We start from the raw sequence: 25,830 nt of genomic DNA on the forward strand, positions 1-25,830 counted from the left end.
ATCAGTCCTCTCCCTGTGCCGTGTGGACCCGCAGATAGTCTATCAGGTCGTCCCGGTCCTGCTTTTTCACAATGCGCTGCATCGGCATCTTGGACCCCGGTATAAAGTGATCCGGCCCCAGATCGAACAAACCATTGATCGTCTCTGCTGACCAGACAATTTCCGACGTATCCAGCGTGGGCGAGTAGCTGTAATCGGGCACCGTCCCCGCCTTGCGCCCGAAAAGCCCATGCAGGCTCGGCCCCGCCTTGCGCGCAGACCCCGCCGTCAACGTATGACAGATCGAACATTTGCGTTTGAACTGACGTTCCCCGTTGGGCAGGCTCTCAGGCTTTTCCAGAAAACTGCGCGTGCCACCGGCCATCGGTTCCAGCGCGCTCATGGTGTCGACGGGCCAGGAATACATGATGTCCTCAATCCCGCCCGCGTGGATGGATCGCCCGTCCGGCGAAAACGCCAGCGCCCACACCGGGCCAGAACGCGAGGCGCGGAAATCATGGGTGATCTTGCGTGCTTCGGTGTCGATCAGCATGATATAGCCCTGACCGTCCCCCACCGCGAGGGTCTGCGTCACATCACTATAGGCCATCGCCAGAATGGGCCGCCGCCCCAAGGTAAAATCGGCAATCTGCGCGCGGGTCTCCAGATCAATGATCCGCGTGCCGCCATCGGTGGCCCCGTAAGCCAGCCAGCCTGCGGCATCATTCACGATCAGCTCGTTCACCCCGAAGCCATGTTTGACGATCACGTTTGACACCACCTGCGGCCCGTCAAACCGCCACGACCGGATCGTCCCGTCGACAGAGGCCGAATAGATCGTCTTGCCATCGCCTGAGAAGGTCACCGCGTTCACGCCCGCCTTGTGCCCCGTGAGCTTGCGCCGGGTGGCCTGCCAATCCGCCATCGGCCCATCTTGCCCGGTCACCAGCGTCAATCCAATCGTCGTGTCCCAGGACGCGGTCGCCATGGTCTGCCCATCCGGGCCAAAGGCCACATCCGTGACCTTGGCGGTATGTTCCGCCACGGGCCGACCCGCCCCCTCAGCCGTCGACCACAGCCAAACCTTGAAGTCATCCCCGCCGGAGGCGAACACATCGTCAGACCAGAACCCAACCGTGTTCACCGCCGCCCGGTGCCCTTCAAACCACGCAGGCGCGGTCCCGTCCCACAGGCCAACCGAGTTGTCAAAACTCGCCGTGGCAATCTGGCCCGCAGGGGACACCGCAATATCCATGATCGGCCCGCCATGGCCCTTGAGCGTGAAGAACGCCTGCCCGGACGCAGGCCCCACCACAGACCCCGCGCAGACCGCCGCTATGACCAGCGCCCGCAGCATTCACTCAGCGGGCGTCGCGCTTTCAGGGGCGGCCTTTTGCTTGGCCTGCACCTCTTCCACCCAAAGCGAATGGTGCTCCTTGGCCCATTGCTCTTCCACCTGACCGGAGCCCATGGCGTCATAGGCGCCTTCCATGCCCACCGATCCGATGTAGATATGCGCCAGCACAATCGCCATCAGCACAAAGCTGACAATGGCGTGCCACAGCTGGGCAAACTGCATTTCCTGATGCGGTGCCAGAACCGTGGGCAATTCACCCAGCCCCAGCGCACCCGATATGCCCCAGGCGTTCATCTTGGCAAAGGTCGCGGCAAACATGTTCATCTCGAACGGGAACAGCAGCGCAAGGCCGGAGACAGAGATTGACCCGCCCAGCAGGATGACCGACCAGAAGATCAGTTTTTGCCCCGCATTGAACTTCTTCGCAGGTGGATGCCCTTTGGTGAAAATCCCGCCGCCTTTCAGCAGCCAGTTGATGTCCGTCCGGTCCGGCAGGTTGTGAATGACCCACATCACAAAGATCATCACCAGTGCGATCATAAACGCCCATGAGACGTTGTTGTGCACCCATTTCGATGCAATCGCGATGGTGGAGAATGCCTCATGCCCAAAGGCCGGGATCAGGACTTTGCGCCCGAATAGCGTGATCAACCCGGTGATGCCCAGCAGGATGAACGACCCTGCCAGCAACCAATGGCCAAACCGCTCAATCGCCTTGAACCGCTCAATCCGGCGGCCCGTCTTCTCCCCGTCGATGCGGATGCGCCCGCGCAGCAGATAAAACAGCGCCAGCAGCACCAAGGTGCCACCCATCAGATAGGCCCCATAGGTCGACAGCGGCCCTTCGCGGAAAGTCAGCCACTTCATGCCACCGTCCTGCACCAGCGTTGTGGCCGCAGGCCCGCGATAGGTGGAGGTGATGTCCGCAGACCCAAAGCGCAATGCGCGCCACAGCTCCGGGTCCGATGAGCCGCCCAAAGTGCCCAGTTGATTGGCCATACCAGCAGCCGAATCCGGATTGCCCACCGCGTCCGAGCGGAAGCTGTTGTCCACCGTCTCCCCCCGCTGGCGGGCCAGAATATCCTCCAGCGACTGCGCACCACCGGTCGCGGACCGGTCCGGGGCAGGGGCCTCCGCCTCTTGCGCATGGGCCGTGGTCAGAAACGTCAGGGTCAGCAGCAGGGCGATCAGCGCGCGCATGGGGGTATCCTTGTGAATTTCATATCAGCGAAAAAGGGCGACCCCCGTGGGAGCCGCCCTGATTTGTGTCTCACGTCAGAGCGGTTTAACCGTCGCGCTGACCATAGGCTGAACCCCAGCCCCAGGCACCGGAGCCAAAGCCCCGCGCCACCACACGTTCGCGGTAGATGCCGGAAACAACGTCCCCGTCACCCGCCAGCAGTGCCTTGGTTGCGCACATCTCAGCGCAGATCGGCAGCTTGCCTTCCGCGATGCGGTTCTTGCCGTATTTGGCGAACTCCGCGGTGGAATGGGTCTCCTCCGGACCACCGGCGCAGAAGGTACATTTGTCCATCTTGCCACGGGATCCGAAATTGCCCGCCTGCGGGAACTGCGGCGCGCCGAAAGGGCACGCGTAGAAACAGTATCCACAGCCAATGCAGAGGTCTTTGGAGTGGAGCACCACCCCCTCCTCGTTCTGGTAAAAGCAGTCTGTCGGGCAGACCGCCATACAGGGGGCATCCGAACAATGCATACATGCCACGGAAATCGACCGTTCTCCGGGAGAGCCGTCATTGATGGTGACGACCTTCCGGCGGTTGATGCCCCAGGGCACTTCATGTTCGTTCTTACATGCTGTCACGCAGGCATTGCATTCAATGCAGCGTTCGGCATCCACGAGAAACTTTGCTCTTGCGGCCATTGTCTATGTCCTCCTTACGCTGCCCAGATTTTGCAAAGAGTGGCTTTCGTCTCTTGCATCTGGGTGACTGAATCGTAGCCATAGGTTTGTGCGGTGTTGGTACTTTCGCCCAGCACATAAGGGTCCGCACCGTCGGGATATTTGTGACGTTGGTCTTCGCCCTCAAAATGCCCGCCGAAGTGGAACGGCATGAAGGCCACGCCTTCGCCAACCCGTTGGGTGACCATGGCCATCACTTTGACCTTGCCGCCTTCGGGGCCTTCCACCCAGACCTGTTCGCCATCCCGGATGCCAAGGTTGTTGGCGTCGCGGGTGTTGATCTCAACGAACATGTCCTGCTGTAGCTCAGCGAGCCACGGGTTGGAGCGTGTCTCATCCCCGCCGCCTTCATATTCCACCAGACGACCGGACGTCAGGATCATTGGATAATCCTTTGAGAAGTCCTGCTTCTGGATAGAGGCATACATGGTCGGCAAGCGGTAGAACTTGCGGTCCTCGTAGGTGGGGTAATCCGCAACCAGATCGCGACGGTTGCTGTACAGCGGCTCGCGGTGAACCGGGATCGGGTCCGGGAAGGTCCAGACAACCGCACGGGCCTTGGCGTTGCCAAAGGGCGCACATTCATGCGCAATCGCAACCCGCTGGATGCCGCCCGACAGGTCGGTCTTCCAGTTGGTCTTGGGCCCCGCCACCGCATCAATCGCGGCGCGTTCCTCTGCCGTCAGCTCGCTGTCCCAACCAAGGTCCATCAGCATCTGCATCGTGAACTCGGGATAGCCATCCTGAATGTCCGATCCCAGGCTGTAGACCCCTTCGGCCAGCAGGTTCTCCCCATCCCGCTCCACGCCGAAACGGGCGCGGAAGGTCAGGCCACCTTCAGAGACACGCTTGGACATGTCGTAAAGGTTCGGCGTGCCGGGGTGGTTCATCTCTGGCGTGCCCCAGCTTGGCCATGGCAGACCGTAGTAATCGCCATCCGCCGGGCCACCCACCGCTTGCAGCGTGGTGCGGTCAAACGTGTGCTGGTTGGCCATGTGCATCTTGATGCGCTCTGGGCTCTGACCGGTATAGCCGATGGTCCACATGCCGCGGTTGAACTCCCGCGTGATGCTTTCGACCACGGGTGTTTCCGCATCTTCCATCTCAATGTTGCGGAACAGACGGTCGCCCCAGCCAAACTTGTTGGCAAACTTCGCCATGATCACCTCATCGGGGAGGCTTTCAAACAGCGGATCGACCACCTTGTCGCGCCACTGCAACGACCGGTTCGAGGCGGTGACAGAGCCGCGCGTCTCAAACTGCGTACAGGCAGGCAACAGGTAGACGCCATCGGTGCGGTCATGCAGCACCGCAGACACCGTTGGATAAGGATCGATGACCACGAGCATATCAAGCTGCTCCATCGCGGTCTTCATTTCCTTCATACGGGTCTGTGAGTTGGGCGCGTGACCCCAGAGCACCATGGCGCGCACCTTGTCAGGATTGTCCATGTTTTCAGGGTCTTCCAGCACGCCGTCAATCCAGCGCGACACCGGAATACCGGTGAGGTTCTGCAACGACTTGTCCTTGCCTTCGGCATCCTTGGTCATCGCGAACTGGGCTTTCAGCCAGTCCGCATCTTCCTCCCAGACGCGACCCCAGTGGGCCCATGCGCCTGCGGACAGACCGTAGTAACCGGGCAGCGTGTGGCTGAGAACACCAAGGTCCGTCGCGCCCTGCACGTTGTCGTGGCCGCGGAAGATGTTGGTGCCGCCACCGGAGGTGCCCATGTTGCCAAGCGCCAGCTGCAACACACAATAGGCACGTGTGTTGTTGTTGCCGTTGGTGTGCTGGGTGCCGCCCATGCACCAGATCACGGTGCCGGGACGGTTGTTGGCCATGGTCCGCGCCACGCGCTTGAGCTGCGAACCGGGCGCACCGGTCACACGCTCGACTTCTTCAGGTGTCCACTTGGCCACTTCTTCCTTGATCTGGTCCATGCCCCAGACACGGGTGCGGATGAACTCCTTGTCCTCCCAGCCGTTCTCGAAGATGTGGTAGAGGATACCCCAGACCAGCGCCACGTCGGTGCCGGGACGGAAACGCACATATTCATCCGCATGGGCCGCCGTGCGGGTAAAGCGCGGGTCACAGACGATGACGGGTGCGTTGTTCTGCTCCTTGGCTTTCAGCAAGTGCAACAGCGAGACGGGGTGCGCCTCTGCCGGGTTGCCGCCGATGATGAAGATCGCCTTGGAATTGTGGATGTCGTTGTAGCTATTGGTCATCGCCCCATAGCCCCAGGTGTTGGCAACACCCGCCACCGTGGTGGAGTGACAAATCCGCGCCTGGTGATCCACGTTGTTGGTGCCCCAATAGGCAGCAAACTTGCGGAAGAGATAGGCTTGTTCGTTGTTATGCTTGGCAGAACCGAGCCAGTAGACGGAATCCGGTCCGCTTTCTTCGCGGATATTCATCATGCCGTCGCCGATCTCATTGATCGCCTGATCCCATGAGATGCGCTTCCATTCCCCGTTTTCTTTCTTCATCGGGTACTTGAGGCGGCGTTCACCATGGGCGTGCTCGCGCACAGCGGCCCCTTTGGCGCAATGGGCACCAAGGTTGAAGGGGCTGTCCCAACCGGGTTCCTGACCCGTCCAGACACCATTGGCGACCTCAGCCACCACCGTACAGCCCACAGAACAGTGGGTGCAGACGGATTTGATCGTTTCGACCGCGCCATTCACGGCCGTTGCGGCAGAGGCCTGAGTGACCGTGCCACCCGTGGCCGAAATCGCAGCCAGACCACCAATGGCCAGACCCGAGCCGCGCAGGAACGCCCGGCGGTCTACTGATTTTTCTGCGATGTCTGAAAGTATGCCGGTCCGCTGGGGGCGTCGCGCAACCCCGTTGGTCTTTTTCCTAAGCATTTTAGTTCCTCCCTTGCGTGCTCGGGGCCAGCCCCTCGCTTGCTTGGTTATGATTGTGTCCTCAGACAGTCGGGCGTCACGCAACCAGTCGTCCCAGGATCGTCATCGTTGTGTCGTCTTGTGATGGCGTCCTAGAAGCGGGCGCTGTCGAGGTAGGCGCGGGTGTGCGCGGTGTCCTGCATCTTTTCAGATGTCGGATCGACTGGGTTGGCCTCAGCCGTGTCAGTGCTGGCGGCCAGAGCCACAGCAGCAACCGGCGCGGTGGTCCCGGCCAGTTTCAGAAAGTCGCGGCGATTGGTGCCTGTCTCTTTCTTGGTCATTGGGGATGTCTCCCTCCCTTGTTGTGGTGGGCATCCCCACCGATGATTTCTGCCGCTTATGCAGCAGTCATGCGAAATGCTTCGCGTTCGATGTCCATGAACTCCCGCCCCACAGCGCCCAATGACGCATAGAGAATGGAATTCTTCGCCGCTTCCAGATCCGAAAAGAAATGTCCGGCCCAGGGCGCGATGTGCTTGTTGTAAAACGTCTTTTGGTCGTCCAGCGTGGCAACCTGCCCAAACCGCCCCACGATCATGCCCGCCATCATCTCCATCAGGGAGGCGATGTTGTCTTCGGGCTCAAACACATTGGGCGCACGGCTCATGCTGCGCGCGGCCATGTCTGTGCGCAGCGTCGCCAGCGGCTTTTCGTTCAGGAACCCGGTCAGGTAATAACTCGCATAGGGCAGCAACTCCCCCCGACCCAACCCGATGAAGAGCGCGTTGAACTCGCTTTCCACAGTCTTGGGTTTGCTGGCTTTGGCGACCCGCGCCAGACCGGCAATGGCTTTGCCCAATTCACTCTCATCGCCGGACAGGCCCGCACATTGATCCAGCAACAGCTGATCCGGCGGGCCGGACAACATCAGCCCCAGAAAGTTATAGAGGTCCGCACGCAGGCGGTCCTCGGAGGCGACAGTGATATCTTCGGCAGCGTTCACGCGGTTTCCTCAGTTACGAATTTCATCCGGCGCGGGGCAGGGGCGGCATAGGCCATCTCTTCCTCTTCCGGCGCGGGGGCCTCATCGACCTCTGGCGCGGTCTCCTCGGCCGTGGCGACCAGCACCTCTTCCTCGACCGGCGCCTCCTCCGGCGCCTCTTCCACATCCGGGGCCGCTTCAGCTTTTTCCGCCTGACGGGCCATTTCCTCTACGTGTTTCAGCATGCCTTTGCCCACCTGATAGGCGGTCTGCATGTTTTCCACCACCATGGCGCTGTCGGTGAAATCCTCACCGTAATCCACCAGCATATCGACGTTTGCCAACACCGGGTTCGACCGCCACAAGGTGCGCAGCGCGCGGCGGCGGATCTGATCCGGCACGGCCTTGGCCATGAACACGCTGAAATCATCGCCCTGCACCAGCGTGTCCGGGTCCGGCAGTTCCAACGCCTCCAGCACTTCGGCCTCTGACATCTCTTCATAGACCGCGTGTTCTTCTGCCAGCGCCTCGGCTTGAACGGCAGCCTTCTCGGCCTCCGCCTCTGCAACGACCCCGGCGCGGCGGCGTGCCCAGAAATCACCGCGCGCGGTCAATGCACCGTCTCCTTGGTCGACGGCGCGCGGTACACATCCGCCACCTGCCGGATGCGCGCATCGCCAATGCCGTCTTCCTTGCGGTCGACCCGGCTCTTGTCACGGCGGCGCTTTATAAACACCTCATCCTCGTGATGCAGTTCCACATAATCCCGGATCCAGGCCACCAGCCCTTCGGGCATCGGCACTTTCTCCACCAGCTCTTCGCCCGTATCCGCATAATCCTGCGCCTCGTAAGGAGAGGCCGTGACCAGCGTCACATCCAGCGGATTGTCCCCCTCGGACGGGCGCATCACGACGTAAATGGCAGGCACCTTGGCCGACAACCCATGCAGATAGGCCTCCGTATCGGTACGGAACAATTCCAGCGGCAGGGTGGCGGCATGATACTCCACCGCGTCGCCATCTGTGCGCAGCTCTTTCCAGTCCGCCTTGCCCGCGCCGGGCAGCACAGCCACCGCTTTCCACACATACGCAGCCCAGCGGGTCACCCCCGGTACGCGGCGGATGACAACGCCCAGCGGCATCGAGATGGATTTGGGGCTTTGGCTGGTCAAGGTGTCCCTGGGTCTGGCGTTGGCGAGGTCAACTGTTGGCTGCTGCCATGATTGTCTGATTCAGGGGTATTTTCAAAGAAGTTTTTGCCATCTCAGACCGTCAAATTCCATTGTGCTGCGGCGCGGCAAGCGCTTGCATTTCGTTTCGGTCAACAGGGCTTGACCCATGCGTGATCCGGGCGCGCCAACGTGTCAGGACAAATTTTTCCTTCGCACATGCAGCATTGCCGGATCAGGGTGCGCACCGCCAGAAATGTGGTTTACGCTGAGGGTGAATCGCGGCTAGCCTACCGGGCGCGCTGCACCTGCAGCAGACAGATCGAGGGGCAAAAATGGCCAAACGGCTTATTCTATGTGACTGCGCAGGCAGCCAGTCTGTAAATGCAGAAGGCATCGCGGAAGGTGCGGGGGTGGCATGCTCCAGGGTGTACACCGCGCTCTGTACCACGCAGATCGAACAGGCGGCCAAGGAACTGGGGCAGGGGGAGGCACTCATCGCCTGCCAGCAGGAACGCCAGACCTTCGAAGACCTCGCGGCTGAACTCGACATCGACACCCCCGGTTTCGTCGACCTGCGCGACCGCGCGGGCTGGGGCGAAGGCAATGCCGCGCCCAAGATGGCTGCCCTCGCCGCCGAAGCGGCCCTTGCCCTGCCGATTGGCAAATCCGTGGACGTGGTCTCTGACGGCACCTGCCTGATCATCGGGGGGGAGGCCGCCCTTGCCGCGGCCGCTGACCTCAGCGAAACCCTCGCCATCACCGTTTTGCTGAGCGACCCCGACCTGATCCCCGCCAGCCGCGCCTTCGACTGCGTCGTCGGCACCATCCGCACCGTCGCGGGTGCATTGGGTGATTTCACCGTCAAATTCGACGCCCTGCAACAGATCCAGCCCGGCGGGCGCGGGGCCTTCACGCTGAGCGATCCCCAAAACGGCGCGGTCTCCGGCTGCGACATCATCCTTGATCTTTCTGGCGCTTCCGCCCTCGTCCCCGCCCCCGACAAGCGCGAAGGCTACCTGCGCGCCGATCCGTCCCACGCGCCCTCCATCGCCAAAGCCGTGTTGGAAGCCTCGCAACTCGTCGGCACGTTTGAGAAACCCCTCTACGTGCGCTTGGAGCCCAGCCTCTGCGCTCACAGCCGCGCGGAACAAGCGGCCTGTTCCAACTGCCTCAACGTCTGCCCCACGGGGGCCATCACCTCCGCCGGGGAACATGTCGCCATCGACCCGATGATCTGCGCAGGCTGCGGGTCGTGCTCCGCCGTCTGCCCCTCCGGAGCCATCAGCTATGACGCGCCGCCCGTCGATGCGATCTTCCGCAGGCTCACCACTTTGGCGTCTACCTACCGCAAATCGGGCGGTACCGCGCCGCACTTGCTGGTCCATGACGCGACACATGGGGTGGAAATGATCTCCCTCGCGGCCCGTTTCAGCCGGGGCTTGCCCGCCCATGTGATCCCGCTGGAAGTGGATGCTTTGTCGGGCTTCGGCCACGCGGAAATGCTTGCCGCGCTCTCCGCCGGGTTTGAGCATGTCGATATCCTGATGTCCCCCAAAACCGAAAGGGAGGTGCTGGACATCCAAGCCGCCCTCACCACCGCCATGGCCGGGGCAGAGGCCGTCCGCCTGCTGTACCCCGCTGACCCGGATGCGCTGTGCGACACGCTCTATGACACAACACCCGAAACGCGCACCTGCGCCCCGGTCCTGCCGATGGGCACCCGCCGTCAGGTCGCGCGCCTCGCCGCCAAGGCGCTACAGCCGGAGGCCGAAATCCTCGACCTCCCCGAAAACGCGCCCTATGGCGCGATCTTGGTGGACAAAGACGCCTGCACGCTCTGCCTCTCCTGCGTCTCCCTCTGCCCCTCCGGCGCGCTGGGCGACAACCCTGATCTTCCGCAACTGCGCTTTCAGGAAGACGCCTGCCTGCAATGCGGGCTGTGCAGCAACATCTGCCCCGAAGACGCCATCACCCTGAAACCTCAGATGAATCTGACCGACGCCGCCTTCACCCAGCAGGTCATCAACGAAGAGGAACCCTTTGCCTGCATCGAATGCGGCAGCCTCTTCGGCTCCAAATCCACCATTGCGAAGATCACCGAAAAGCTCGCGGGCAAACACGCGATGTTCGCCACCTCAGACGCGGCCAAAATGATCCAGATGTGCGAGAACTGCCGCATTCAGGCGCAGTACCATTCCACCGACAACCCATTTCAGGGCGGCGAACGCCCCCGCGTGCGCACCTCCGAGGACTACTTCTCCAAACGCAAGGATCACTGAGTTTGCAACGCTGCCCCCAGATCGGCAGGCGCGATGGAGCCGACATAGGCCGTGATTGCTTCAATCTCCTCCCATGTGACCTCAATCGGGGCAATGGGAGAGGGCAGGTTTTCCGGAAACGGCTCCGTGATCTCCGCCACCTGCGTGAAGGCGGGATGGGGGCGCAGCATGAAAAACGTCTCGAACCGCTCCTGCCAGTCGGGGAAGGTGCGCATCAGGGCGAACGACGGGGTCGAGCCGATGGCGTTCATCCGGTTCTTCTCATTCACCACATGACAGCGTCCGCATTTGGTGAGGCTCGATTCCTCGCCCAACACCAGATCGCCTGTGACCGCCGCCACCTGCACCTTGGCCTGCACGCTGACATCCGCGCTGAACATTGCCTCCCCATCGGGCGCAAAAGCCTCAATCGTGCGTTTGCCCACGTCCGACAGCAGCCATGTTTCAAACGCATCCGTGTATTGCCCGTCCGTCTTGCTCAGCGCCCAGACGGTATCGCCCTGCCGAAACACCGGCGTGCCGTCCGGCCCGAAGGCCGCGTCACCCGCCCCCTCGCTGACGGTGATCCGTATCCCCGTCTTCAACGAAAACCGCGGCAGCATGTGTTTCATCAACCCGGTCTCAACCAGACTTTGCGGGGCTTGCAGGGTGAAGGCTTTCTCCTGCGCCAGCGCCGGGCTGGCCATAAGCAGCGCCACACCAATAAGTTTCTTCAACATTGCACCCCTCTCACACCCGGCTCAGGTTGCACGTCAGCCTAGGGGCGTTAGTGTGTTTCCGTCAACTTTTCCAAATCCACAAAGGACCATCAGATGAGCGAAGACTTCAACATGTCGATGCGCAAATTTCTCAAGCAGGTGGGCGTGACCTCCCAGCAGGCCATCGAAGAAGCCATGCGCAATGCAGGCGACACCGCCGGCAACAGCTTTGAGGCAAAAATGGTCCTGACCGTGGACGGCATCGACCTTGAGCATGTAGTCACCGGCAAGATCGAAGGCGCATAAGTGAGCATCTCAAGAGAAGACGTTCTGGCCTGTTTGAAAACGGTCAAAGCCCCCTCCGGCGTGGATCTGGTCGAAGCGGGTCTTGTCCGCGCGCTTAGCGTTGACGCCGGCGCCGTGCGGTTCGTGATGGAAGTGGACGCCCCCGATCCCTTCCTGCCCGCCAAGGCAGAGGCCGAAGAGAAACTGGCCGCCCTTGGGGCTGCGTCCGTCTCCATCGTGATGACAGCGCACAGCACGCCCAAACCACCCCCCGATCTGAAAGCAGGCCGAAAGGCCGAACCCGCAGGCCCCGAAAAAGTCCCCGGCATCGACCGCATCATCGCCGTCGCCTCCGGCAAGGGCGGCGTGGGCAAATCCACCGTTGCGGCCAACCTCGCCTGTGCGCTGGCTGCCGAAGGCCGCCGGGTGGGGATGCTGGATGCAGACGTCTACGGGCCGTCCCAGCCGCGCATGCTGGGCGTTTCCGGCAGGCCCCAAAGTCCCGATGGCAAGATCATCCTGCCGCTGCGGAATTTTGGTGTAACAATGATGTCTATCGGCTTGATGACAAACGAAGATCAGGCTGTGGTCTGGCGCGGCCCGATGCTGATGGGCGCGCTGCAACAGATGCTGGGACAGGTGCAATGGGGCGCGCTGGACGTGCTGATCGTGGATCTGCCGCCGGGCACCGGGGACGTGCAGATGACGCTCGCGCAAAAGGCGCAACTCGACGGCGCGCTGATCGTCTCCACCCCGCAGGACGTGGCGCTCTTGGATGCGCGCAAGGGCATCGACATGTTCAACCAGATGGGCACGCCCGTGATTGGCATGATCGAGAATATGTCCACCCACATCTGCTCCAACTGCGGGCACGAAGAGCACGTCTTCGGCCATGGCGGCGTGAAGGCGGAAGCGGAGAAACTCGGCGTGCCACTTCTCGCTGAAATTCCCCTGCATCTCGACATCCGTGTGGCCGCAGACGGCGGCGCACCCATCGTGGTCTCCAAACCCGAGAGCGCACAGGCCGAAGCCTTCCGCAACGTCGCCAAATCCCTGATCGCGGCGGGCAAGGCATGACGACGCCCACCTTTCCCCCTCTTTTCAGCGGCTTGGCGGTCGAAGGTCATGTGGATCCTTTCGACAAGGCCTGCGTGGAAGCCGCCCGTGGCTGTGATGCTGGCCTCGTCGTACACAACCTCAGCGCCAACGCCCTGCGCGCCGCTCTGGTCTTCGCCCCTGACGTGACGCTGGACAAGGCGATGGCGATGCTGCCGCTCTGCGGTGTGGGGTTCCAAAACGCCCTCGGCGCGCTGGCACCGCCGGAAGTGGCCGTACACCTCGACTGGCACGGCGGCATCCGCATCAATGGAGCCACCTGCGGCGGGCTGCGTGTGGCTGCGTCTACCAATGATCCCAAAGCGGAACCCGACTGGCTGGTTGTTGGCCTGACGCTGCCGCTCTGGCCCGAAAGCGACAACCCCGGCGAAACCCCGGACCAGACAGCGCTCTATGCCGAAGGTTGCGCGGATGTGAATGCCGTTGATCTGCTGGAGGCTTGGGTCAAACACACCCTTGTGGGCATCAACACATGGCAGGACGCAGGCCCCGCGACGCTGCACAGCGACTGGCGCGCGCTGGCCTATGGCATCGGCGAAGACGCCGCGCAGGGGGCGATGAGCGGCACCTTCCTCGGCATCGACGAAGATTTTGGCATGCTGCTGCGCGACAGTGACACCACCCACCTCATCCCCCTGACCACCCTATTGGAGGGGTCCTGACATGATGCTCGCCCGCGCGATCCACTTTGACGAAAGTGACATGAACATCTTCCACAAACCCGCCCGCACCGGGGAATGGTGCATCTCGGGCGGCTTTGAATTCTCCAACTGGTCTGAGGCCGACCTGACCGGCAAGGCCCGGCAGGCGTTTTCAAACGGCTGGCTGGGGGTGGAAACCTTTGGCAGGGTGTCGGTGGTGGCGATCACCCAGATCGAACAGGCCGAACTCGACACCCTCGTGACAGCGCTCGCCCAACACTTCGTCGACATCTACGGCGCGCCCTCCGTGGCGGAAGCCGAAGGCGTGGCCCGCGAGGAACTCATGCACATGGTGGAGACCTGTGACGGCCAGCCTGCCAACACGTTGCTGCTGATCTCACGCGAGCTGACAGAGGCCGGGGTGAAGGAAAGCGTGCGCATCGTGGAGGCCCGCGATGCGGGTCTGGACCAATTCGCCATTCACGGGTCGCTCGACGAAGACTAGAATGGCGGCTTGTCCAGCACGGTCACAAAAGGCGCCCGCCAGGCAGGGGCCGGGTAGGGGTCGGGCCAGTATTCCACCTGCCGCCGGATCAGCCCGTCTTCGATCGTGTGAAACGTCACCGCCCGGTCATGCCGCGTGCCATCGCTGACCTCCACGTCGGACACCGCGTCATGGTCCCCCGCCACAAGACGCACGACATTGAACTGCCACAGCCCCTCCGCCGGAAACCCGCTGTTGAGCGCGGCAAAGGCGTCGCGCCCGCGCAGATACTCCCCGGTTTGCGGCATGAAATACTCATATTGGGCATGCAAGAACGTGCTGGCATGACCGAAATCATTGGTCCCCATCGCCGCCCAGAAATCGCTGATCAATTGCGCTGACATCGTCCCTCCTGCCTGCCAAAACCGTAAGCAGCGCCCAAATCGCTGTCAACGCAGGCACCTTTCCCAAAACGCCCAAGGCTGCTAACAGCCCAACCAAACCCAACCCGCCAAGGACACGTCCCGATGCCCAACCCAGCAATTGAACAGGCCGCCCGCCTGTCTGTGGCGCCGATGATGGATTGGACCGACCGCCACTGCCGGTATCTGCACCGGCTGCTGAGCGGGCGGGCGTTGCTCTATACGGAGATGGTCACGGCCCCTGCCTTGGTGCGGGGCGGGGCGCTGCATCTGCTGGACCATGGCGAGGCGGAACATCCTGTGGCGCTGCAACTGGGCGGCTCTGATCCGGTGGAACTGGCCCAAGCCGCAAAGCTGGGGGAAGCGGCGGGCTATGATGAGATCAACCTCAACGTCGGCTGCCCGTCAGACCGGGTGCAATCGGGCTGCTTTGGCGCGGTGCTGATGGAACGTCCTGCGCTGGTGGCCGCCTGCGTGGCCGAGATGCGCGCGGCGGTCGATGTGGATGTGACCGTGAAATGCCGCATCGGGGTGGATGATCAGGAGCCTGCCGAGGTCCTGCCGGAGTTTCTGGCCCAGATCATCGCCGCAGGCTGCACCCGCGTGACGATCCATGCGCGCAAGGCATGGTTGCAGGGGCTCAGCCCCAAGGAAAACCGCGACATTCCCCCGCTGGATTATCCGCTGGTGATGCAGATGAAGCAGTATTTTCCCAATCTGCACATCTCCCTCAATGGCGGCATCACCACGCTGGATCAGGCGGAGGCGCTGCTGGATGCGGGTCTGGACGGGGTGATGATCGGCCGCGCAGCCTATCACAGCCCCGCAGAGATCCTCAGCACCGCCGACCGGCGGATTTTCGGACAGGGCACGGATACCACCGCCGAAGACGCTGTGCGCGCGATGCTGCCCTATATCGAGGCGCATCTGGTGGCGGGCGGCAGGCTCCATCAGGTCACCCGGCACATGCTGGGGCTCTTCACCGGGCGGCCCGGCGCGCGGGTGTGGCGGCGGACCTTGTCGGAAGGCGTGGCGAAACCGGGCGCGGGACCCCAGTTGGTTCTGGCGGCACTGGAGGAGGTCTTGGCTTTGGGGCGGCAACAGGCGGCGGAATAGCCGAAGGCGGGCACCAGAAGAGATTTTAACCCTCCGGGGGGGTTTTTAAACCATTTGGAAGGGGCGGAGAGGGGGGAGACCTGTCCTGCTGTTTGATCCAATGGGGAGGGGTTGGCGTAGGTCTTTTAAAAGGAGGGCGCAGTGCATCACATTCCATATGTTCTGAACATTCTGATCCTGGTGCCTGTGGTGGCGGGGTTGATCCGGCATCCGGTGGGAGAGGCGTTGGCCGCATTTGGCGGGATTGCGGATGCGCCGGCGTTGCGGATGCTGGTGGCGTCGCTTTGGGCGGGCGTGTTGGTGGTGTCGGCCCTTGCGCTGATGGATCCGCTGCGGTTCTGGCCGGTGCTGCTGTTTCAGGTGGTCTACAAGACGTTTTTTGTGCTGCTGTGGGTCGTCCCGATCTGGCTGGGGCGGGCTGAGGGGGGGATCCCTGTGGGGCCGGTGGCGGTCTTTGGGTTCATCATCGCGGTCTGGCCCTTTTTCATTGTGGCCGCGTGGCGTTCAGGGCAGATGTAGCGGCGCGATTGACGAAGGACGTATTGAATGCCCGATCCCACGCTTTTGATCAGCATGGCCCTGCTGCTGGCCGCCATTGGTGCGTTTGCCGGCGTGCTGGCGGGGCTCTTGGGCGTGGGCGGCGGCATCGTGCTGGTGCCTGCGTTTTTCTATGCCTTTCAGACGCTGGGCTATGACGGGCCGCAGCTGATGCAGATGTGTCTGGCGACCTCACTGGCGACGATCATCGTGACCTCGCTGCGGTCGGTGCATGGGCACAGCAGGAAAGGTGCGGTGGATTGGGAGATCCTGCGCGGCTGGGCACCGGGGATCGCGGTGGGGGCGGTGATCGGCATGTTCGTGGTGGCCGGATTGCGGTCGCAGACCTTGCAGGCGATCTTTGGCATTCTGGCGCTGATTGTCGGGCTTTACATGGGCTTTGGCCGCGCGGAATGGCGGCTGGGGCAAAGGATGCCGCGCGGCGCGGGGCGGCTGGCGTTGTCGCCTGCGGTGGGCTTTGCCTCTGTGCTGATGGGGATTGGCGGGGGCAGCTTTGGGGTGCCGTTGATGAGCCTGTTCAACACGCCCATTCACCGGGCCGTGGCGACGGCGGCGGGGTTTGGCGTGGTGATTGCCGTGCCTGCGGTCATCGGGTTTCTCTTTGTCGAGATGCAGGCAGGCAAGCCGCCGCTGACGATTGGCACGGTCAATCTGGTGGCTTTTGGGATCGTGATCGCGATGACGCTGATCACCGCCCCCTTGGGCGTGAAGCTGGCCCATGCGATGGATCCCAAACCGCTCAAGCGCGTCTTTGCGGTGTTTCTGATCGCCGTGGCGCTCAACATGCTGAGAAAAGCGCTGTGGGGCTGAGCGATGACGGCTTTGTCGTCTTTGAGGCGGAAGCAGATGTTGCCCGCTGGGCGGCGGCTGCGGTGCAGGCGGGCAGGGCGCTGTCGTCTGATCCACAGATCCGCGCGGCCAACCTGCGCCATGGCGAGACATGGTTTGTGGGCGTCGATGCCTTGCCGAATGATGGCGCGGGGGCGATCAACGGCGTCCCGCTCCATGGCCCGTGGCAGGACCACATCACTGCGCCGGATCACTGGCACGCGGCACAGCTGTCGATTGTCTACCCCGGTTACCCCAGACAGGACGTGGGGGAATCAGACGCCAACCACCGCTACCGCATCACGCGGCACGCGGCCCATGTGGACGGGTTGCTGCCCGAAGGGCCCGCGCGGCGGCGGTTTCTGCGGGAGCCACACGCCTTCATCCTCGGCCTGCCCCTGAATGCCTGCACCGCCGCCCCGCTGATGGTCTGGCCCGGCAGCCAGCGGATCATGGGCGACGCCCTGCGTGCGGCGATTGGCACGCGGGATCCGGCAACCGTGGACCTGACCGAAGACTACCAGGCCGCCCGCCGCGACGTCTTCGCGCAAATCACGCCGCAGCCCGTCCAGGCCACTCCGGGCCAGTCGATCCTGCTCCACCGTCACCTGCTGCATGGCGTGGCCCCCTGGGCCGACAACGAGACCGCACCGCCCGAAGGCCGGATGATCGCCTACTTCCGTCCCCAGACGCATGCCGCCGATTGGCTCTGATCCACAGACAAAGACCAAGTCTGCCCCCGCATTGTCGCCTGATTTCCCCATCATGACCCCCGCAGTGCCCCATTCTTGCCATCTCTTCGCGGATACTTGGACGGGTATCAAACCGTAGGGACGGGGTATTGAACGATGATGATTGTTATGACGGGACCGAACACCGCAGGGCAGGGCAACGTGATGTATACAAACGCAACCGCACCCATGCGCGGGCAGCATGCCTTTGGCATGAAAGGCAATTTTCGCCAGCCTGACATGCTCGGCTTCACCACGATTTCCGGCTATGCCGCCAACGCCAACTACGCCCCCGAAGGGCTGGGCGGCGCGATCACCCATGATCTGGGGCTCGATTTCCTTTTTAGCATCGCGGGCGCGCGTTAAGCGCATCAAACAAGGCTCAGGGCTTGCGCGCCAGACGTGCCGCACGGCCCCCCCGGCGCTTGGTCAGCAGACCCGCACGGCTGGGCAGTTCATCCATGATGGCGCGGCGCACCTCCGGTGACATCCGCCCCCAGCTGCCAATCTCATCAATCGAGCGCATGCAGCCCGTACACAGCCGCGTCTCGGGATGGATCACGCAGATCTTCACGCAGGGGCTTTCGATCTCCTGCCGTTTCCAGACCTCGTCACTCATCAGATACCTCTTGACTGCGCAGCACTGCCAGACGGTCCAGCAGCCCTTGTAAGATATACCCCGCCGCCACGTGATCAATGACCTCCGCCCGACGTTTGCGTGAGGCGTCCGCTTCCAGCAGCGCACGCTCCGCCGCAACCGTGGACAGGCGTTCGTCCCAGAAGGTGATGGGCAGGGGATGCAGCTGGTCGAAGTTACGCGCAAAGGCCCGCGTGGACTGGCAGCGCGGCCCTTCCGAGCCATCCATGTTGCGCGGCAGGCCCAGCACCAGCCCACCAATGGACCGCGCGCCAATGATCTCCACCAGCCGGGCGGCATCCAGCCCGAACTTGCGCCGCCTGATCGTCTCCAATGGCGTGGCCACATGGCCGAAACTGTCGCTCACCGCGACGCCGATGGTCTTTTCACCCAGATCAAGCCCGATCAGCGCCTGCATCGGCGGCAGGCTGGCCGCGAAGTCTGCGGCCTCCTCATGGATCATTCCGCCACCCCGGCCTGCGATCCGGCATCGCGGATAATGTCGAGCGCACCCGCGTCCCCGTCAAACACCACCATCGCATTGTCAAAGACCGCGCGCGCCTGCGTGGGCTGGCCCAACACCCCAAGCGAGGTGATCAGCCGCGCCCAATCGGTGGGCGGCCCGCCTTCGTTGGCCAGCCGGTCGGCAAGGCCCTCGACCATGGCGCCGATCATCTCCATCCGCTCCGCCACGCTCATGTCGCCTGCGGCATCAATGTCCTCCTGTGACGGACCGGGCGCACCTGAGCCCACCGCCGGGATCTCGTACCGCACGCCGGCCAGAGCCGCGACCTGTCCGATCTGCTGCTGAATGGGGCCGATCCACGCGGCCTCCGGTGGCCCCCGGCGCAAAAGCTGATCCCACAGGCGGAACGTAATATCCGGCCGCCCGGTCTGGATGCGCATCAACCCGATGTAATAGCGCGCGCGCCCGTCCGTCTCATCCAGATCTAGCGTGGCGCGAAACACCCGCTCCGCTTCCGGAGAGACATAGCCCCCCGCCGCCAGCACCAGAAGCTCCCCGTAGTCGCCCAGTTCCGCGACCGTGACCTCTTCCCCGCGCATGCGCACCAAGTGTTCCTGCGCCCGTGCAGCGGCGGCGAAATTGCCAAGGCGCGCTTCGGTCTGGGCCAGCAGGATATGGCCCTCTACATCGTCAGGGCGGTTGGCCACGGCGGTGCGCAGCTGTTCGACCAGCACCATGAATTCCTCAGCCGGTTCGGGCGCATTGGGCATCTCGGGCAGGCTGTCTTCGGCGGCCTGCTGGCTGGGGCGGTTTTCGCGCAGCTCTTCGGCAAAGGCGATCCGGTCCGCGCGGGACATGTCGCCATACCCCGGCGCACCCAGCACCGCATAAAGCCCCGCCGACGCGCCCACCAAAGCCAGACCAAGGGCGGCAACAAACAACCCCTGCGGCGTGCCACCGGTCACGTCCGCCTCTTTCACCGCAGCATCCGCTGCCAGAATGCGCCGGGAAATCTCTGTCTTGGCCTGTGCGGCATCCTCGGCCGAGATCACGCCGCGCGCCACATCCTTTTCGACCCCTGCCAACTGGTCGCGGTAGACGCGCAAATCGTAATCCGCGGCATCCTCCACCGGGTCTGCGGCACCGCGTATCATGGCGCGCGCCAGCAAGAAGGCGACAGCGGAACCCATCGCCACGGTGATGATCCAGAATAACATCGGCGCTCGCGCCCTTTTCGTTCGGTTTTCCCTGCCCGGTATCTAATCGCTGCGCGCCCGCTGCAAAAGGGGCCAAATGTGTCGCACCCTCCATCTGCGCCGCTCAATTGCCGCCCATGTCGCAAAACTGCTAAGGAATGCCGTGGGGAGTATCCTCTTATCTGAGCATCCGTTCAGAAGAGTTCAGGGGCATACCACACCCCGAATCCGCCCGTTTGCCATGCCACAGGGACGCATATGAAGAAGTATTCCGTTTTTGCAGTCGCCCGTGAGGCGATGCGCCACCACACCGGCTGGACGCGGGCGTGGCGTGATGCGCAGCCGAAAAAACGCTATGATGCGATCATCATCGGGGCAGGGGGCCATGGGTTGGCCACGGCCTATTATCTGGGCAAGAACTTCGGCATCACCAATGTGGCGATCCTTGAGAAAGGCTGGCTCGGCGGCGGCAACACCGGACGCAACACCACGATCATCCGCTCCAACTACCTGCAGGACCCCTCTGCGGCGATCTACGAAAAATCCCGCTCTCTCTATGAAACGATGAGCCAGGATCTGAACTACAACGTCATGTTCTCGCCGCGCGGCGTGATCATGCTGGCCCAGACCGAACACGAAGTGCGCGGCTACAAACGCACGGCCCATGCCAATGCGTTGCAAGGTGTGACGACCGAATGGATCACCCCGGCGCGCGTCAAGGAACTCTGCCCGATCATGAACATCGACGGGCCGCGCTATCCGGTACTGGGGGGGCTCTGGCAGGCCCGTGGCGGCACCGCCCGGCATGACGCTGTCGCATGGGGCTATGCGCGGGCATGTTCCGACATGGGCATGGACGTGATCCAGAAATGCGAAGTCACCGGCATCCGCGCGGAGGGTGGCAAAGTCGTCGGCGTCTCCACCAACCGCGGCGACATCGATTGCGACAAACTCGGCATGGTGGTCGCAGGCCACTCCGGCCATCTGGCCGACATGGCAGGCTTCCGTCTGCCGGTGGAATCCGTTGCCCTGCAAGCACTGGTCTCTGAACCCATCAAACCCTGCATGGACATCGTCGTGATGGCCAACACCGTGCACGGCTACATGAGCCAGTCCGACAAGGGCGAAATGGTCATCGGCGGCGGCACGGATGGCTACAACAACTACACCCAACGCGGGTCTTTCCACCACATCGAGGAAACCGTGCGCGCGCTGGTCGAGACCTTCCCGATGATCTCCCGCCTGAAAATGCTGCGCCAATGGGGCGGCATCGTGGATGTGACCGGTGACCGCTCGCCGATCCTCAGCAAAACCCCCGTCGATGGCATCTTCATCAACTGCGGCTGGGGCACGGGCGGTTTCAAAGCCATTCCCGGCTCCGGCTGGGCCATGGCCGAACTGATGGCCAAAGGCCGCTCGCCGCTCACCGACGCCTTCGGGATGGAACGCTTCCGCGAAGGCCGCTTCATCGATGAAAGCGTGGCAGCGGGGGTGGCACACTGATGACCGACCCGCTCCAAACCCCGCAGGGAGGCCTGACATGCTGAACATCCACTGCCCCAACTGCGGCGTCACCGCCGAGGAAACCGAATTCCACGCCCACGGCGAAGCGCATCTCACCCGCTTCGGCCCCGGCGCGTCCGACGACGATTTTGAATCCTACCTCTTCATGCGCGCCAACCCCAAAGGCGTGCACTTCGAACGCTGGCGCCACCAGAACGGCTGCGGCAAGTGGTTCCACATGGCCCGCTGCACCATGACCCTCGAAATCTTCGGCACCTACAGCGCCCAGACCACCGAGCCGCCACAGGACATCCTCGACCGCATCCGCGCACGCCGCCCGGACTGGAACCCACACCCATGACCACCCCCCTCTTTTCTCCAAAAATATCCCAGAGCGCGAGACAGCGTCTCGCCCATTTTTGCCAAAGCAAAAATCATAAAATCGAACGCGGGCTTGCCCGCACAATCCACTCCGTCTTCCTTCGTGCGAAAGGTCTGCTGAGATGAGCACACGCCTCGCCAACGGCGGTCGCCTGTTGAACACCGACAGGCCGCTGAATTTCACCTTCAACGGCAAACAGATGCGCGGATACGCAGGCGACACGCTTGCCTCTGCGCTTCTGGCCAACGGCCAGATGATGGTGGGCCGCTCGTTCAAATATCACCGCCCGCGCGGGCTGGTGGCCTCAGGCGCGGAAGAACCCAACGGGCTGGTCAACCTCGGCAGCGAAGGGAAATTCGAACCCAACGCGCGGGTCACCACCACCGAACTCTTCGAGGGGCTTAAAGCCGAAAGCCAGAACCACTGGCCCAGCCTCGAATTCGACGTCGGTGCGATCAACGCCAAGCTCAGCCGCTTCCTGCCCGCCGGGTTCTATTACAAGATGTTCATGTACCCCCAAGCGGCGTGGAAACACGTCTATGAGCCGATCATCCGCAAATCCGCGGGCCTGGGAAAAGCGCCGCAGGCACGCGATGACGATACCTATGAACATTTCTACGCCTTCTGCGATGTGCTGGTCATCGGCGGCGGTGTGGCGGGCCTCACGGCGGCGCGGACAGCGGCGCGGGCAGGGGCGCAGGTCATGCTGGTCGAACAGACCGAACATTGGGGCGGTCGTGCCCCCGTGGACGGCGGCAGCATCGACGGCAAGCCTGTGGATAACTTCGTGGAAGAAATCCTCTCCGAGTTGAAATCACTGGACAATGTCCAGCTTCGCACACGCACCATGGGCGCGGGTGTCTATGACCACGGATATGTCACCTGTTACGAACGCCTGCGCGATCATGCGCCGGATACGCCGGGGCCGCGGCATCGCCTCTGGCGTGTGCGCGCCGCACATGTGGTAACCGCAACGGGTGCGCTTGAGCGCCCCCTCAGCTTTGCGGGCAACGACATCCCCGGTGTCATGCTGGCCTCTGCTATGCGCGACTATGTGGTCAACTACGGGGTCTCTACGGGCGACCGCACGGTGGTCGTGACCAACAACGACAATGCTTACCTAACGGCAATTTCGCTCAAGCATGCTGGGCTCGACGTGCCTGCGATCCTTGACACCCGCGCCCTGCCGCAGGACAGCGAACTGGTCGCACAGGCCCGCGCGCTGGGCATCCGCATCCTGATGGGCCACGCCATTTCATCCGTCAAAGGCACCAAGCGCGTGACCGGTGTCGCCATTTGCAGCCAGGCCGGCGAAGGTGCGGTGCTGGAAGAGATCCCCTGCGATGCCGTCGCCATGTCCGGCGGCTGGTCCCCGGTGGTGCACCTGTGGTCCCATTGTGGCGGCAAGTTGGTCTGGAACGCCGAAAAGGCCTGTTTTAGCCCAGATGTGGATAACCCGCCCAAAGGCGCGGACGGCATGGGGTTTGTGACAACCGCAGGTTCGGCCTCCGGCGTTTTTGCGCTGGATGACGTGCTCTGCGATGCCCATGCGGCGGGCGATGGCGTGGCCACCACGCTCGACTTCAAACTGCCCAAGGGGGACAGCGCCCCCAAAGCCACCCGGCGCGAAGAAGCGCCGCTCATGCCTGTCTGGATGATGCCCCAGGGCGCGTCCGTCAAACTGCGCGAAAAGGCCTGGCTCGACTATCAGAATGACGTGAAGGTCTCCGACGTGCGGCTGGCCGCGCAGGAGGGCTTCGTCTCGGTTGAGCACACCAAACGCTACACCACGCTGGGCATGGCCACTGATCAGGGCAAGCTGAGCAACATCAACGGTCTGGCGACCCTCGCGGGTGCCTTGGACACGGACATTCCAAGCGTCGGCACCACCACCTTCCGCCCGCCCTATCACCCGATCGCCATGGCCGCCATCGGGGGCGAAGCGCGCGGCGATGTGTTCCAGCCCATCCGCCGCACGCCCCTGCACAACTGGCACGAAGCCAACGGCGCGGAATTCGAACCCGTCGGCCAGTGGCGCCGCCCCTATGCCTTCAAACGCGCAGGCGAAAGCACCCATGACGCCGTGATGCGCGAAGTGAAGAACACCCGAGAGAAGCTGGGCCTTCTGGACGCCTCCACTCTGGGCAAACTGCTGGTCAAAGGCCCTGACGCAGGTCGGTTCCTCGACATGCTCTACACCAACATGATGTCGACCCTGAAACCCGGCAAATGCCGCTATGGCCTCATGTGCTCCGAAAACGGCTTCCTCATCGACGACGGCGTTGTCGCGCGGATTGATGAGGACACATGGCTCTGCCACACCACCACGGGCGGTGCAGACAGCATCCATGCCCATATGGAGGAATGGCTGCAAACCGAATGGTGGGACTGGAAAGTCCACGTCGCCAACCTGACCGAGCAATACGCGCAGGTCGCCGTGGTCGGCCCCAACGCACGCACCGCGTTGGAAAACCTCGGCGGCATGGATGTCTCACGCGAGGCACTGGGGTTCATGGAGTGGACCGACGGCACGCTGGGCGGCTTTCCCGTGCGCGTCTACCGCATCTCCTTCTCGGGTGAGTTGTCGTATGAGATCGCCGTAGAGGCGAGCCATGGGCAGGCGTTCTGGGATGCGTTGATGGCCGTTGGTGCGGATCTGGGCGTGATGCCTTACGGCACCGAATGCCTGCACATCCTGCGGGCGGAGAAGGGCTTCATCATGATCGGGGATGAGACCGACGGCACGGTGATCCCGCAGGATCTGGGCCTGCACTGGGCGCTCAGCAAAAAGAAAGACGACTACCTTGGCAAACGCGCGCAGGCGCGCAGCCACATGGCTGATCCCAACCGCTGGAAACTGGTCGGGCTTGAGACCGTGGACGGCAGCACATTGCCCGATGGGGCCTATGCGGTGGGCGCGGGCACCAACGAGAACGGCCAGCGCAACATGATCGGGCGGGTGACCTCGACCTACCATTCCCCCACGCTGGACCGCGGCATTGCCATGGGGCTGGTCCTGCATGGCCCGGACCGCATGGGGGAGGTGATCGACTTCCCCGGTACCGATGGCAAGACCTATCAGGCCCGCATCGTTGACCCGGTTTTCTATGACAAGGAAGGGGAGAAGCAGAATGTCTGATCCTGTATCTGCTCTCAAGAACGCCTCGGACAGCACTGGAATCGTTCAGATTTCCGAAGTTGGCCCCGCTGGTATGATCACCCTGCGCGGCGATCTGGCGGACAAGGCGCTGATCAAAGCCGCGGTTGCCGCAGGCGGCGTGAACCTGCCTGAACAACGCCGCATCAACACCGAAGGCGACCGCGGCATGGCGTGGATGTCCCCCGATGAGCTGCTGATCCTGTGCCCCTACGCGGAAGCCAAGGACCGCACCGCCGATCTGGCAGCGGCCGTAGCGGGGCAGTTCGCGCTGGCCGTCAACGTCTCCGACGCCCGCGTGGTGTTTGAACTCAAAGGCCCCCACGCCCGCGACGTGATGGCCAAACTCGCCCCGGTCGACCTGCACCCAAGCGCCTTCACCCCCGGCATGTTCCGCCGCACCCGACTCGCCCAGGTCGCGGCAGCACTCTGGATGCCGCAGGAGGATTGCTTCCGCATCGTCTGTTTCCGATCCGTGGCACAATACGTCTTTGACCTGCTCAACGTTTCCGCAATGCCGGGGTCTGAGGTCAATTACTACGGATAAGTCTACACCGTCTGGTTGTGTGATCGTCAAATGAGCTCTATGTTCATTGGTGTTGAGTTTGTGTGTTTTTGAGAGTTTGTTTGATGAAAAAGATTTTGCTGTCTGCCGTTCTGGCCCTCACCGCCTCCGCAGCCCAAGCCGCGCCCGGCTACATGTACGATTGTGACATGACTTATGTGAAACAGGGCAAGGGCTGGGTATCCCCCAAGATCGCTTTTGTCCTGCCCGGAGACGGCACCGTAAAGGTGGTCGATGCTGTCACGCTCCATTTCAACAAGGAGCCGTTGCCCGGCACGATCGTCCGGGAGAATGACAAACGGCTGGTGATCACCTGGACCATCAACAATGCACGCGCTGACAGTGGCCAGACGTTCAACAACTTTCAGTACCGCGCCTCGATCTCCAAATCGAGCGGCGGCATTGAGCTGACCCTGCGCCCCGGCCACTACGACACGGGCCTGCGCAGCCCCGGCTCCTGCCGCAAGCGCACCAGCTAACACAAACCGCTTCGGCGGTTTGGCGACG

Annotated in this window: 28 protein-coding genes; 15 read left to right on the forward strand and 13 right to left on the reverse strand. The window is 62.8% G+C overall.

Translation table 11 applies throughout. The features are described from left to right. Position 1: 1 nt before the first annotated feature. The 8 genes from Q1A91_RS15415 to Q1A91_RS15450 form a co-directional block, all read right to left on the reverse strand. The gene (locus tag Q1A91_RS15415; RefSeq protein WP_299879241.1) at positions 2–1,336 is read right to left on the reverse strand and encodes a c-type cytochrome; all 1,335 of its coding nucleotides are present in this window, start codon (positions 1,334–1,336) and stop codon (positions 2–4) included. Then, positions 1,337–2,536 carry a formate dehydrogenase subunit gamma gene (locus Q1A91_RS15420; RefSeq protein ID WP_299879244.1) on the reverse strand — a complete coding sequence of 400 codons (1,200 nt, stop codon included), beginning with the start codon at positions 2,534–2,536 and terminating at the stop codon, positions 1,337–1,339. It lies immediately after the preceding gene. 85 nt (positions 2,537–2,621) lie between these two features. Next, positions 2,622–3,218 (reverse strand): formate dehydrogenase FDH3 subunit beta, encoded by a 597-nt coding sequence (fdh3B, locus tag Q1A91_RS15425; protein ID WP_299879246.1) that lies wholly within the window; start codon positions 3,216–3,218, stop codon positions 2,622–2,624. A 14-nt stretch (positions 3,219–3,232) separates the two neighbouring features. Then, positions 3,233–6,127 (reverse strand): formate dehydrogenase subunit alpha, encoded by a 2,895-nt coding sequence (locus tag Q1A91_RS15430; RefSeq protein ID WP_299879248.1) that lies wholly within the window; start codon positions 6,125–6,127, stop codon positions 3,233–3,235. A gap of 131 nt (positions 6,128–6,258) precedes the next feature. Further along, on the reverse strand, positions 6,259–6,447 hold the full coding sequence (locus Q1A91_RS15435) for a twin-arginine translocation signal domain-containing protein (protein WP_299879251.1): 189 nt from the start codon (positions 6,445–6,447) through the stop codon (positions 6,259–6,261). 56 nt (positions 6,448–6,503) lie between these two features. Then, complete coding sequence (locus Q1A91_RS15440) at positions 6,504–7,109, reverse strand: molecular chaperone (RefSeq protein ID WP_299879254.1); 606 nt, start codon at positions 7,107–7,109, stop codon at positions 6,504–6,506. Beyond that, positions 7,106–7,702 carry a DUF3306 domain-containing protein gene (locus Q1A91_RS15445; RefSeq protein ID WP_299879257.1) on the reverse strand — a complete coding sequence of 199 codons (597 nt, stop codon included), beginning with the start codon at positions 7,700–7,702 and terminating at the stop codon, positions 7,106–7,108. The genes Q1A91_RS15440 and Q1A91_RS15445 overlap by 4 nt, the downstream gene beginning before the upstream one ends. Further along, positions 7,699–8,229, reverse strand: coding sequence for a DUF3305 domain-containing protein (locus Q1A91_RS15450; RefSeq protein WP_299879482.1), 531 nt, complete (start codon positions 8,227–8,229; stop codon positions 7,699–7,701). Before Q1A91_RS15450 ends, Q1A91_RS15445 begins: the two co-directional genes overlap by 4 nt. 362 nt (positions 8,230–8,591) lie before the next feature. Here Q1A91_RS15450 and Q1A91_RS15455 point away from each other — a divergent pair, with 362 nt between their 5' ends. Further along, positions 8,592–10,538 carry a 4Fe-4S binding protein gene (locus Q1A91_RS15455; protein WP_299879260.1) on the forward strand — a complete coding sequence of 649 codons (1,947 nt, stop codon included), beginning with the start codon at positions 8,592–8,594 and terminating at the stop codon, positions 10,536–10,538. Here Q1A91_RS15455 and Q1A91_RS15460 read toward each other — a convergent pair. Continuing rightward, complete coding sequence (locus Q1A91_RS15460; RefSeq protein ID WP_299879263.1) at positions 10,532–11,257, reverse strand: hypothetical protein; 726 nt, start codon at positions 11,255–11,257, stop codon at positions 10,532–10,534. The genes Q1A91_RS15455 and Q1A91_RS15460 overlap by 7 nt on opposite strands. A gap of 93 nt (positions 11,258–11,350) precedes the next feature. Between Q1A91_RS15460 and Q1A91_RS15465 the strand changes: the two genes are divergently transcribed. Genes Q1A91_RS15465 through Q1A91_RS15480 form a run of 4 tightly spaced genes read left to right on the forward strand, consistent with a single transcriptional unit; the run spans position 11,351 to position 13,783 of the window. Then, positions 11,351–11,542, forward strand: coding sequence for a DUF6494 family protein (locus Q1A91_RS15465; protein ID WP_299879266.1), 192 nt, complete (start codon positions 11,351–11,353; stop codon positions 11,540–11,542). Continuing rightward, positions 11,543–12,598 carry an Mrp/NBP35 family ATP-binding protein gene (locus tag Q1A91_RS15470; protein ID WP_299879269.1) on the forward strand — a complete coding sequence of 352 codons (1,056 nt, stop codon included), beginning with the start codon at positions 11,543–11,545 and terminating at the stop codon, positions 12,596–12,598. After that, entirely contained in the window at positions 12,595–13,299 is a 705-nt protein-coding gene (locus tag Q1A91_RS15475; protein WP_299879272.1) for a biotin/lipoate--protein ligase family protein, read from the forward strand. Before Q1A91_RS15470 ends, Q1A91_RS15475 begins: the two co-directional genes overlap by 4 nt. Position 13,300: 1 nt before the next feature. Continuing rightward, positions 13,301–13,783, forward strand: a complete 483-nt coding sequence (locus Q1A91_RS15480; protein ID WP_299879275.1) for a DUF6505 family protein — start codon at positions 13,301–13,303, stop codon at positions 13,781–13,783. Here Q1A91_RS15480 and Q1A91_RS15485 read toward each other — a convergent pair. Then, complete coding sequence (locus Q1A91_RS15485) at positions 13,780–14,166, reverse strand: nuclear transport factor 2 family protein (RefSeq protein WP_299879278.1); 387 nt, start codon at positions 14,164–14,166, stop codon at positions 13,780–13,782. The two genes, Q1A91_RS15480 and Q1A91_RS15485, sit on opposite strands and share 4 nt — an antisense overlap. A 123-nt stretch (positions 14,167–14,289) precedes the next feature. On the opposite strand from Q1A91_RS15485, the gene dusA reads away from it, so the two are divergent. The 5 genes from dusA to Q1A91_RS15510 all read left to right on the forward strand — a co-directional run bounded on the left by dusA (position 14,290) and on the right by Q1A91_RS15510 (position 17,783). Continuing rightward, positions 14,290–15,300, forward strand: coding sequence for a tRNA dihydrouridine(20/20a) synthase DusA (dusA, locus tag Q1A91_RS15490; RefSeq protein ID WP_299879281.1), 1,011 nt, complete (start codon positions 14,290–14,292; stop codon positions 15,298–15,300). Positions 15,301–15,441: 141 nt separating this feature from the next. Further along, complete coding sequence (locus tag Q1A91_RS15495) at positions 15,442–15,819, forward strand: hypothetical protein (RefSeq protein ID WP_299879284.1); 378 nt, start codon at positions 15,442–15,444, stop codon at positions 15,817–15,819. A gap of 27 nt (positions 15,820–15,846) precedes the next feature. Continuing rightward, positions 15,847–16,668, forward strand: coding sequence for a sulfite exporter TauE/SafE family protein (locus tag Q1A91_RS15500; RefSeq protein WP_299879287.1), 822 nt, complete (start codon positions 15,847–15,849; stop codon positions 16,666–16,668). Further along, complete coding sequence (locus Q1A91_RS15505; protein ID WP_299879291.1) at positions 16,659–17,399, forward strand: hypothetical protein; 741 nt, start codon at positions 16,659–16,661, stop codon at positions 17,397–17,399. The genes Q1A91_RS15500 and Q1A91_RS15505 overlap by 10 nt, the downstream gene beginning before the upstream one ends. A gap of 135 nt (positions 17,400–17,534) precedes the next feature. Next, positions 17,535–17,783 carry a hypothetical protein gene (locus tag Q1A91_RS15510; RefSeq protein WP_299879294.1) on the forward strand — a complete coding sequence of 83 codons (249 nt, stop codon included), beginning with the start codon at positions 17,535–17,537 and terminating at the stop codon, positions 17,781–17,783. Positions 17,784–17,799: 16 nt separating this feature from the next. Here Q1A91_RS15510 and Q1A91_RS15515 read toward each other — a convergent pair whose 3' ends face one another. Genes Q1A91_RS15515 through ccmI form a run of 3 tightly spaced genes read right to left on the reverse strand, consistent with a single transcriptional unit; the run spans position 17,800 to position 19,737 of the window. Continuing rightward, positions 17,800–18,036, reverse strand: coding sequence for a DUF1289 domain-containing protein (locus tag Q1A91_RS15515; protein ID WP_299879297.1), 237 nt, complete (start codon positions 18,034–18,036; stop codon positions 17,800–17,802). Beyond that, positions 18,029–18,517, reverse strand: a complete 489-nt coding sequence (ruvX, locus tag Q1A91_RS15520) for a Holliday junction resolvase RuvX (RefSeq protein WP_299879300.1) — start codon at positions 18,515–18,517, stop codon at positions 18,029–18,031. Before ruvX ends, Q1A91_RS15515 begins: the two co-directional genes overlap by 8 nt. Continuing rightward, entirely contained in the window at positions 18,514–19,737 is a 1,224-nt protein-coding gene (ccmI, locus tag Q1A91_RS15525) for a c-type cytochrome biogenesis protein CcmI (RefSeq protein WP_299879303.1), read from the reverse strand. The genes ruvX and ccmI overlap by 4 nt, the downstream gene beginning before the upstream one ends. Before the next feature lie 237 nt (positions 19,738–19,974). On the opposite strand from ccmI, the gene Q1A91_RS15530 reads away from it, so the two are divergent. The 5 genes from Q1A91_RS15530 to Q1A91_RS15550 all read left to right on the forward strand — a co-directional run bounded on the left by Q1A91_RS15530 (position 19,975) and on the right by Q1A91_RS15550 (position 25,802). Next, positions 19,975–21,219: a sarcosine oxidase subunit beta family protein gene (locus Q1A91_RS15530; RefSeq protein ID WP_299879306.1), complete on the forward strand. Its 1,245-nt coding sequence runs from the start codon at positions 19,975–19,977 to the stop codon at positions 21,217–21,219. Positions 21,220–21,256: 37 nt separating this feature from the next. Beyond that, the gene (locus Q1A91_RS15535; protein WP_299879309.1) at positions 21,257–21,580 is read left to right on the forward strand and encodes a sarcosine oxidase subunit delta; all 324 of its coding nucleotides are present in this window, start codon (positions 21,257–21,259) and stop codon (positions 21,578–21,580) included. 142 nt (positions 21,581–21,722) lie between these two features. After that, positions 21,723–24,740: a sarcosine oxidase subunit alpha family protein gene (locus Q1A91_RS15540; protein ID WP_299879312.1), complete on the forward strand. Its 3,018-nt coding sequence runs from the start codon at positions 21,723–21,725 to the stop codon at positions 24,738–24,740. Then, positions 24,733–25,305, forward strand: coding sequence for a sarcosine oxidase subunit gamma (locus Q1A91_RS15545; RefSeq protein ID WP_299879314.1), 573 nt, complete (start codon positions 24,733–24,735; stop codon positions 25,303–25,305). Before Q1A91_RS15540 ends, Q1A91_RS15545 begins: the two co-directional genes overlap by 8 nt. A gap of 83 nt (positions 25,306–25,388) precedes the next feature. Then, positions 25,389–25,802, forward strand: coding sequence for a hypothetical protein (locus tag Q1A91_RS15550; protein ID WP_299879316.1), 414 nt, complete (start codon positions 25,389–25,391; stop codon positions 25,800–25,802). Positions 25,803–25,830: the final 28 nt, after the last annotated feature.

It is taken from the genome of uncultured Sulfitobacter sp., from assembly GCF_947500075.1.
In the GTDB taxonomy this organism is placed as follows: Bacteria; Pseudomonadota; Alphaproteobacteria; order Rhodobacterales; family Rhodobacteraceae; genus Sulfitobacter.

Excerpts from the sequence above, each read along its gene's own strand:
- Q1A91_RS15415 (WP_299879241.1), bottom strand. The coding sequence starts at position 1,336 with ATGCTGCGGGCGCTGGTCATAGCGGCGGTCTGCGCGGGGTCTGTGGTG.
- Q1A91_RS15420 (WP_299879244.1), bottom strand. The coding sequence starts at position 2,536 with ATGCGCGCGCTGATCGCCCTGCTGCTGACCCTGACGTTTCTGACCACG.
- fdh3B (WP_299879246.1), bottom strand. The coding sequence starts at position 3,218 with ATGGCCGCAAGAGCAAAGTTTCTCGTGGATGCCGAACGCTGCATTGAA.
- Q1A91_RS15430 (WP_299879248.1), bottom strand. The coding sequence starts at position 6,127 with ATGCTTAGGAAAAAGACCAACGGGGTTGCGCGACGCCCCCAGCGGACC.
- Q1A91_RS15435 (WP_299879251.1), bottom strand. The coding sequence starts at position 6,447 with ATGACCAAGAAAGAGACAGGCACCAATCGCCGCGACTTTCTGAAACTG.
- Q1A91_RS15450 (WP_299879482.1), bottom strand. The coding sequence starts at position 8,229 with ATGCCGCTGGGCGTTGTCATCCGCCGCGTACCGGGGGTGACCCGCTGG.
- Q1A91_RS15455 (WP_299879260.1), top strand. The coding sequence starts at position 8,592 with ATGGCCAAACGGCTTATTCTATGTGACTGCGCAGGCAGCCAGTCTGTA.
- Q1A91_RS15460 (WP_299879263.1), bottom strand. The coding sequence starts at position 11,257 with ATGTTGAAGAAACTTATTGGTGTGGCGCTGCTTATGGCCAGCCCGGCG.
- Q1A91_RS15465 (WP_299879266.1), top strand. The coding sequence starts at position 11,351 with ATGAGCGAAGACTTCAACATGTCGATGCGCAAATTTCTCAAGCAGGTG.
- Q1A91_RS15475 (WP_299879272.1), top strand. The coding sequence starts at position 12,595 with ATGACGACGCCCACCTTTCCCCCTCTTTTCAGCGGCTTGGCGGTCGAA.
- Q1A91_RS15480 (WP_299879275.1), top strand. The coding sequence starts at position 13,301 with ATGATGCTCGCCCGCGCGATCCACTTTGACGAAAGTGACATGAACATC.
- Q1A91_RS15485 (WP_299879278.1), bottom strand. The coding sequence starts at position 14,166 with ATGTCAGCGCAATTGATCAGCGATTTCTGGGCGGCGATGGGGACCAAT.
- dusA (WP_299879281.1), top strand. The coding sequence starts at position 14,290 with ATGCCCAACCCAGCAATTGAACAGGCCGCCCGCCTGTCTGTGGCGCCG.
- Q1A91_RS15500 (WP_299879287.1), top strand. The coding sequence starts at position 15,847 with ATGCCCGATCCCACGCTTTTGATCAGCATGGCCCTGCTGCTGGCCGCC.
- Q1A91_RS15510 (WP_299879294.1), top strand. The coding sequence starts at position 17,535 with ATGATGATTGTTATGACGGGACCGAACACCGCAGGGCAGGGCAACGTG.
- Q1A91_RS15515 (WP_299879297.1), bottom strand. The coding sequence starts at position 18,036 with ATGAGTGACGAGGTCTGGAAACGGCAGGAGATCGAAAGCCCCTGCGTG.
- ruvX (WP_299879300.1), bottom strand. The coding sequence starts at position 18,517 with ATGATCCATGAGGAGGCCGCAGACTTCGCGGCCAGCCTGCCGCCGATG.
- ccmI (WP_299879303.1), bottom strand. The coding sequence starts at position 19,737 with ATGTTATTCTGGATCATCACCGTGGCGATGGGTTCCGCTGTCGCCTTC.
- Q1A91_RS15530 (WP_299879306.1), top strand. The coding sequence starts at position 19,975 with ATGAAGAAGTATTCCGTTTTTGCAGTCGCCCGTGAGGCGATGCGCCAC.
- Q1A91_RS15535 (WP_299879309.1), top strand. The coding sequence starts at position 21,257 with ATGCTGAACATCCACTGCCCCAACTGCGGCGTCACCGCCGAGGAAACC.
- Q1A91_RS15540 (WP_299879312.1), top strand. The coding sequence starts at position 21,723 with ATGAGCACACGCCTCGCCAACGGCGGTCGCCTGTTGAACACCGACAGG.
- Q1A91_RS15545 (WP_299879314.1), top strand. The coding sequence starts at position 24,733 with ATGTCTGATCCTGTATCTGCTCTCAAGAACGCCTCGGACAGCACTGGA.
- Q1A91_RS15550 (WP_299879316.1), top strand. The coding sequence starts at position 25,389 with ATGAAAAAGATTTTGCTGTCTGCCGTTCTGGCCCTCACCGCCTCCGCA.